This window comes from Thermogutta sp. (assembly GCF_014359955.1).
Classification (GTDB): Bacteria; Planctomycetota; Planctomycetia; order Pirellulales; family Thermoguttaceae; genus Thermogutta.
On the sequence record NZ_JACIYL010000157.1, the window covers coordinates 1 to 7,374 of the forward strand.

The window sequence follows — 7,374 nt, forward strand, 5'->3', positions numbered from 1 at the left end:
GCTGAGCCGTCCCACCGCGCCCACGGCCGATTTACGACACTGCCATAACCGAGCTCTCTCCGCCGCATCCGACGCACTCAAGACTTCCCACGCCCCACACTCTCGGCAGAACGTGGCAACCTGCTCCGCCTGGGCTGCAATGGCTGGTCCGACTCCGTCAAGCTCAACGATCAACACTGCCTCGACATCCGTGGGGAAACCGAAATGAAAGGCCTCTTCCACGGCCTGAAGGATGCCCTGATCCATGAGCTCCATTGCCGCCGGCGTGATCCCGGCACCGATGATTCGACTGACCGCGCGACAGGCATCTTCAATCCGCGAAAACGTCCCACGGAGCGTGATGAACTCTCGATAAGCGGGGATCAACTTCAACCAGGCACTGGTCACGATGGCCAAGGTGCCCTCGCTGCCGGTCAGCACCCCAATCCAATCAAGATCTCCCGGGTCCGACCTCGGCTCCAACTCGAGCACCTCTCCCTCACCGGTCACGCACTCCAGTCCGAGAACGTGGTTGACCGTCACCCCATATTTCAGCGTATGGGGTCCGCCCGCATTGGTGGCAATATTCCCCCCCAAAGTGCATGCCACCTGACTGGACGGGTCTGGAGCAAACTGGTAGCCCGTCCCCGCGAGATGTTGCGACAATTCGAGATTGATAACCCCGGCTTCGACTCTGATTCGCCGGTTGACAAGATCAACCGCAAGAATTCGGTTCAATCGGGCCAGACTGACAACGATAGCCTCATCGGTTGGTGTGGCCCCACCGGCCAACCCCGTTCCCGCACCGCGGGCCACCAAAGGCACCCGATATTCACGGCATATGCGGACCACCTGCTGAACGTCGCGCGTAGACCGAGGAAATACAACTGCCTGGGGCATGCACTTGACAAGGGTATAGCCGTCGCATTCATAGACAAGCCGGTCGGCCGGGTGGACGAGGACATTTTCACGACCGAGCCGTGCCGTGATTTCGCGAAGCGCTTCCTCACGCGGGGAGAGGCGTGGCATGACGGGCTCTCTTACTTCTTGTTCAACTCATTTCTGTACGGGGTGCCCAAGTTTTTCTTCAATGCTGCGGACTTTCCCCGAGATTCTGTCCTGATATCCTTTGCGATAATCCAACTTCATGATGCATTCGATGCGATGACAGTCCCTTTGAAGAGCTTCGAAGCACTTCCGGACCACGTCCATGACCTGGTCGTACTCGCCTTCGATAATGGTGCCCATCGCGTGGCACTGGTATTTCAAACCGCTGGTGTGCACAATTTCCACGCATCGCGCCACGTAAGCGCTCAGGCTTTCACCTTTATCCAGCGGATAAATACTGAATTCCAGCAAAACCATCGCAGGCCTCCCTGTTAGCATGAATCTTGTAGTTTTCCGCCACGGCCACCCAGATCTGATTACTGGCGACCTGAGGAAGCCCCCTCTGACCACCTTTGATCATGTCGCCCCCAAGCGCCCGGACGGATTCGGAAGAGCGCCCTTCCGGCTTGTGGGGCGGCTTGCGCCTTATTTATATTACCACTCCCGGCAAAGAGTAGACCAGCAGCATCGAAAGAAACGCTTCACCGAGTTTGATCCTGAGAAAACTCGGCCCATGGCATTATTCCCACAGTCGACGTGACGCATCATCTACGCCAGGGAGGAAGTTCAACGATGAATCGGCTCATTCCCGTTGCAGGCGTGGCAGTCATCCTTTTGGTGGCATGGCTTTTTTCGGAGAACCGCCGGGTGATGAACTGGCGGCTGATTCTCAGCGGTCTGTTCTTGCAGTGGTTGATAGCCTTCCTCTTTCTTCGCACGGACATCGGACAGGGAGCATTTGTCGCCAGCCGCCTGTTTATCGAGCGTCTCCAGTACTGCGTGGATCAGGGAACCGGTTTCGTGTTCGGCCCCGAAGCAAAACACCACCAGGTGGCCTTCGTCGTCCTGCCGTTGATTATTTTCGTGTCGTCCCTTACGGCTATCCTCTTCCATCTCGGAGTCCTCCAGCTCCTCGTCAAAGCCATGGCGAAAATCATGGTATGGGTCATGGACGTTTCTGGCACCGAATCCCTGGCGGCTGCCGCCAACGTCTATGTCGGAATGACAGAGGCTCCTCTCGTGATCCGACCCTATCTGGAAAGCATGACGCGCTCGGAGTTGATGGCCATGATGAGTAGCGGAATGGCCACCATCGCAGGGACAGTGATGGCTGCCTATGTCGCCATGGGAGTCGATGCTGGACATATCCTCACGGCGTCCCTGATTTCTGCACCGGCAGCCCTTGTGGTGGCCAAGATCATGGTGCCCGAGACCGAAATTTCGCCAACCAAAGGGGTTGTCCGCGTGCAAATTCCCAGACAGGACACCAACATCCTGGACGCCGCATGCCGGGGTGCCAGCGAAGGTCTCACCCTCACCCTCAACGTGGCCGCCATGCTGATCGCGTTTATTTCCCTCATCGCTCTTGCCAACTGGCTCCTCAGCCTCCCTGGAAACGTGGGTGGAGAGCCCCTCAGCCTCGAGAGATTGACCGGCTATCTTTTCGCTCCGTTTGCTTTTCTGATGGGCGTTGACCCGAAAGACGTCCCCACGGTGGCAATGCTGCTGGGCAAGCGGCTCATCCTCAATGAGTTCATCGCTTACCAGGAGCTGACCGCCCTCAAACCGACACTGGCGCCGCGCTCCTTCACGATCGCCACCTACGCTCTGTGCGGCTTCGCCAATCTCGGATCGATTGGCGTGATGATCGGCGGAATCGGCAAGCTCGTTCCGGGTCGCCGGTCGGAACTCGCCCAACTGGGCTTCCGCTCCATGATCGCCGGCACTCTGGCGTGTTACCTGACAGCCTGTGTCGCGGCGGTCCTCCTTTGAGCGGAGAAAACCGGACCCTTCAGGAGACGGCAACTTCAAGGCGGTCTATAACCGTCCTGAGTGCCTTGATCCTGGCGAAAAGTTTGCAATTCGCTTCCACCACCGTCCAGGGGGCATACGTGGTGCTGGTGCGCTCCAGCATTTGGTTGACGGCCACCTCGTACTGCCGCCACTTGCCGCGATTCCGCCAGTCTTCGTCGGTGATTTTCCACTGTTTGTTGGGATCACTTTGGCGGGCATGAAACCGGCGGAGTTGTTCGTCGGGGTCGATGTGCAGCCAGAACTTGATGATCACAGTTCCGAAGTCGGCAAGCTGCTTTTCAAATTCGTTGATTTCGCGAAATGCCCGTTGCCATTCTTCCTCGCGACAGAAACCCTCCACCCGTTCCACCAGCACCCGCCCGTACCATGAACGATCAAAAATCGTGATATGACCAGTCTTTGGCAACCGTCGCCAGAACCGCCACAGATAGTGGTGGGCCTTTTCCTCAGCGGTGGGCGGCCCGACGGGGACCACCTCATAACCTCGCGGATCAAGGCCCCGCGTCAGTCGCTTGATCACTCCGCCTTTTCCGGCCGCGTCCCACCCTTCGAACACGATCACCACCGGCACCTGGGCTAAATGGCAGCGGTGCTCCAGCTCATAGAGCGATTCCTGCAACCCTTTCAACTCTTTTTCGTATTGATCGCGCTCCAGCGATTGACTGAGATCCACGCGATCGAGAATCGTCGGGCGCAGAAGCTCGTCTTCGCGCGGTTCAGGCATGGGAGACGGAGGATCCGCAGGCTGCTTCGAACGTCGCTGAACCTCGTCCTCGATCTTCGTGACAAGCGTCCGAAACACTTTCAAACGCGTAAAACGGGCCTGATGAGCCTCCACAATCTGCCACGGATTCTGGAATGTGCTGGTGGCTTCAAGCACCTGATTCGCCAGCTTGAACCATTTTTTGTACTTTTTGTTCTGCTGCCATTGCTCTGGAGTGACTTTCCATCGGGTCGCCGGAGAAGAGGCGAGGGCCTTCAAGCGTTTTTTCTGCACCCGCGGGTCAATGTGGAGCCAGAACTTCACGATGAGTGTCCCCGCATCCGCGAGTTGCCTTTCAAATTCCAAAATGTCGGCAATCGCCTGACGAAATTCTTTTTTGGAGATCCGCCCTTCCGCAAAGTCATCGAGCGCGCGCTGATACCAGGAATGGTCGAAAATGGCAATCTCGCCCGCACCAGGAATTTTATTCCAGAATCGCCACATCCACGGGTGACGTTGTTCTTCGACGTCGGGTTGGAGCGTCAAATGGACACGAAACCCGCGGGGATCCAGCACCTGTGCCAGGCTGTTGATGACCATTCCCTTGCCAGCAGCGTGCCACCCTTCAAACACGACGATCACGGGGATGCCAGCCGCCCGCGCCGCCCGCTGACATGCCGCCAGCTTTTGCTCGAGGACCGGAAAAATTTCCTTGTACTCCTGCTTTTTGACTTTCTGGCGGGGATCAATCAGCTCGAGCATTGTGCTTTTCCTCGTATCGCCGGTGTTAAGGAAACTCCCGACCCCATCACACGCCTTTTGGCTTGATCACGAGATCTCCCCCGAGAAAAATTAGCTTTTTTCTCCGGACGGAAGGAAAGAAACGAGCGAGAAACCCAAGTGGTTGCGCCACATTGCCTGCCGAAAAACACACCGGCCCTCCGTCTTTTGCGCGGCTGCCCCCGTGCCTTGGTCGGCTTCGATAAACGTTGGCCTCAAAAGAATTGATCTGGCCGAAACGGGGAGAGCAATGATAGAATCGCCACGCCCATCGTACGTGTATCCTGGAGCGAAGCTTGAAACACTCGGATTATGGCAATGTGGTCGCTCGCTAATATTACCGCGCCCATCGTGTTGGCAAACGTGTTGGTAACCTTTTTGCCAGTGGTTGGAATTGCGCTGGCCCTTTGTACCCGCTTTCCAGCCACTGGAAGATGGGCGATCCCCGCCTACAGAGGGACATTAGCTCTCCTTTGTGGTGTGATATTGGGGGCAGCGGGGCAGTCGCCCCAAATCTGGTGTCTTTGCCTTGTGACTTTCTCTGTGATGCTGCTCATAGGGATTACCGACTTCTCACGGCATTTTCACCGCCGATCGGTGTGAACTGGGACTCTCTCCCAGTTGCCACACCGACCTTTGATGGACTTTGTCCAGAACCGGACTGCGCAGACCCGGGCAATCCATCTCGGCAAGCGTGCCGCTGCTCCGGGAACGCCGTTCGTCCGAACCTTCAACCGATCAACGCCGTCGCTAGGGGACACCTGATCTGATTTGCCGACCGCACAATCCGTAACAGTGGCAGTGCTGGCAATATAGGAAATTTACGGCGTGTACGGAGCGACCGTTGAGTTTGCTAAAACCCGAAAAAAGCTCCGGTTTCCGCCACCGTTTTTCCGAATCCTATAGCTAGGCGAACTCTTCCCGCCGGCTAAAGACACCAAACCGGCCGGATGCGGGAAATTGTTGCCGTCGTTCGCTTTTGAACGGTGAATTTCGGTTTGTTGTAAGCCTGACACAAATTGGTCACAAGATCCAGGCGGGAATCGATTCGGCCTTCCGAGGGAGATGCCGACCGTCGGGCGATTTCCGAAACAGGAGGACAGGCATGCGAGGTCATTCGTTCACATGGATTGCCGCGGCGTTCATGATGTTCGCGCCCCAACTGGTGCTCGCAGGCAACCAGGAATTGGCCCAGGAGATTGCCAGCGCGCTTAAAAACAGCGGTCAGCTCAAGGGCTACAAGATTGGCGTGCGCTGTCAGGATGGCACTGTCTGGCTCCGGGGGACGGTTGCCGATCCGGAACAGAAAGCCATTGCAGAACGCCTTGCCAGCCAGGTTCAGGGCGTCAAAACGGTGATCAACGAATTAGCGATCGAAAGTGCAGCCCCCGCCGATCAGTCCAGTCTGCAACCGGTCACGGGAGCAGTGGCTCCTGAACGGGTGACTTCGCCGATCGGCGCTCTGGCAGGTGGCGAGCGCCCAGTGGCCACGCCAGCCCTCACGGGGAAAGTGCAGAAGGCGGACCCCGTTCCCTCTGTGTTCGCCAATCAACCGGTGCGTCCGACGGCTGCTACCGCAGTCAGTGAAGGTCCCACCTTTGCGGCACCGGAAATTCCGGCGCTGGAGCCTCCGGCCGAAGCCACACCTGCCTCGGCCACGGTACCCACGGAAAGCGCCCCGCGGCCGATTCGCCCTCTGCCGATCGCTTACGCCCAGGCCCAGGAACCGACCCCGGCCGCCCCTGCGACCCAAGCCCCCCCGGCAGCGGCACCGCTGGGCCGCCCACTGCCGATGTACGCCGGCCAGGTGGGAGCAGCAGCCCCCGCGCGGTACGATCAGCCCAACATGCCGAACTACGCCTGGCCGAGCTACGCGGCTTACCCGAATTATGCCGCGGTCACTTACCCCAAACAGTACTCCCCAACCGCGTGGCCCTACATTGGTCCTTTCTATCCCTATCCGCAGGTGCCCCTTGGATGGCGCAAAGTGACTCTGGAATGGCACGACGGCTGGTGGTTCCTGGACTTCGATGATGGCTCAACCAAGGGACCGTTCTCCGGGTTGTTCCGAGCTATCACGGGTCACTGAACCAGAAAAGCATCCTTCCCGCCTGACGGACGTTTGGGCCCCGCTTCAACGCGGGGCCTTTTTTATTGGTCTAGCACGTGGGCTACTCGCGTATCGGTTTGCTCCCGTATGATTTGTCGCTGAGCACGCATAGGTTGACGGAAAAAGGTGTATAATCGTTACTCAAACGGATAGCATACAAGTTATGCTCCACTCAGGGCTTTAAACCAGGAGAGGTCGATCGGATATGCAAAACCACACGAGTTTGTGGAGGGACTGGCTGATGCGCTTACTCTCACACTTCTCATTTGCCATGTTAGTCCTGGGTGCTTTCGCGGTTCTGCCTCCTGTCAAACATCTGGGAGCCTGTGAAAGTGGGTCGAAGATTCCCTTATCGGTTTGTCCCTTTCGTCTGGAAGACGTGCGTCTGTTGCCCAGCCCATTCTTCCACGCAATGCGCAAGGACGCGCAATATCTCCTCTCTCTCGATCCCAACCGCCTCTTGCATGTGTTTCGGATTAATGCGGGCCTCCCCAGCGACGCGGCACCGCTTGGTGGCTGGGAGCGACCAGATTGCGAACTGCGCGGGCATTTTGTGGGCCATTATCTCTCGGCCTGCTCCTTCATGTACGCGAGTACCGACGATATCCAATTCCGGGAACGTGTCCACTTTTTGGTCCAGGAACTGGCGAAATGCCAGGAGAAACTCGGCAACGGGTATCTCAGCGCGTTTCCAGAAGAATTTTTTGACCGGGTTGAAACCACCGGACGGGTTTGGGCTCCTTATTACACGCTTCACAAAATTCTGGCAGGGCTGCTCGACGCCTATGTGTACTGCGGTAATCAGCAGGCCCTGGAAGTGGCCAGGAAACTCGGGGATTGGGTGATCGCGCGGAACAGTCGCCTCACTGACGAGCAGATG

At 57.6% G+C, this 7,374-nt stretch carries 6 protein-coding genes; 3 read left to right on the forward strand and 3 right to left on the reverse strand.

From position 1 onward, the window contains the following. Positions 1-1,008, reverse strand: a 1,008-nt coding sequence (locus tag H5U08_RS06825; RefSeq protein ID WP_297031536.1) for an FAD-binding protein, incomplete at its 3' end; no start/stop codon positions are given. 27 nt (positions 1,009-1,035) lie between these two features. After that, entirely contained in the window at positions 1,036-1,344 is a 309-nt protein-coding gene (locus H5U08_RS06830) for an MTH1187 family thiamine-binding protein (protein WP_297031538.1), read from the reverse strand. A gap of 315 nt (positions 1,345-1,659) precedes the next feature. On the opposite strand from H5U08_RS06830, the gene H5U08_RS06835 reads away from it, so the two are divergent. Next, complete coding sequence (locus H5U08_RS06835) at positions 1,660-2,859, forward strand: nucleoside transporter C-terminal domain-containing protein (protein WP_297031540.1); 1,200 nt, start codon at positions 1,660-1,662, stop codon at positions 2,857-2,859. A 19-nt stretch (positions 2,860-2,878) separates the two neighbouring features. Here the strand turns inward: H5U08_RS06835 and pap are convergent, their stop codons facing one another. Beyond that, positions 2,879-4,366, reverse strand: coding sequence for a polyphosphate:AMP phosphotransferase (pap, locus tag H5U08_RS06840; RefSeq protein WP_297031543.1), 1,488 nt, complete (start codon positions 4,364-4,366; stop codon positions 2,879-2,881). Positions 4,367-5,489: 1,123 nt separating this feature from the next. On the opposite strand from pap, the gene H5U08_RS06845 reads away from it, so the two are divergent. Then, a complete protein-coding gene (locus tag H5U08_RS06845) occupies positions 5,490-6,473 on the forward strand; it encodes a BON domain-containing protein (RefSeq protein ID WP_297031545.1) in 984 nt (327 codons plus the stop codon). Positions 6,474-6,735: 262 nt separating this feature from the next. Continuing rightward, positions 6,736-7,374 (forward strand): beta-L-arabinofuranosidase domain-containing protein (locus tag H5U08_RS06850; protein WP_297031547.1); only part of this gene is annotated, 639 nt, incomplete at its 3' end.

Excerpts from the sequence above, each read along its gene's own strand:
- H5U08_RS06830 (WP_297031538.1), bottom strand. The coding sequence starts at position 1,344 with ATGGTTTTGCTGGAATTCAGTATTTATCCGCTGGATAAAGGTGAAAGC.
- H5U08_RS06835 (WP_297031540.1), top strand. The coding sequence starts at position 1,660 with ATGAATCGGCTCATTCCCGTTGCAGGCGTGGCAGTCATCCTTTTGGTG.
- pap (WP_297031543.1), bottom strand. The coding sequence starts at position 4,366 with ATGCTCGAGCTGATTGATCCCCGCCAGAAAGTCAAAAAGCAGGAGTAC.
- H5U08_RS06845 (WP_297031545.1), top strand. The coding sequence starts at position 5,490 with ATGCGAGGTCATTCGTTCACATGGATTGCCGCGGCGTTCATGATGTTC.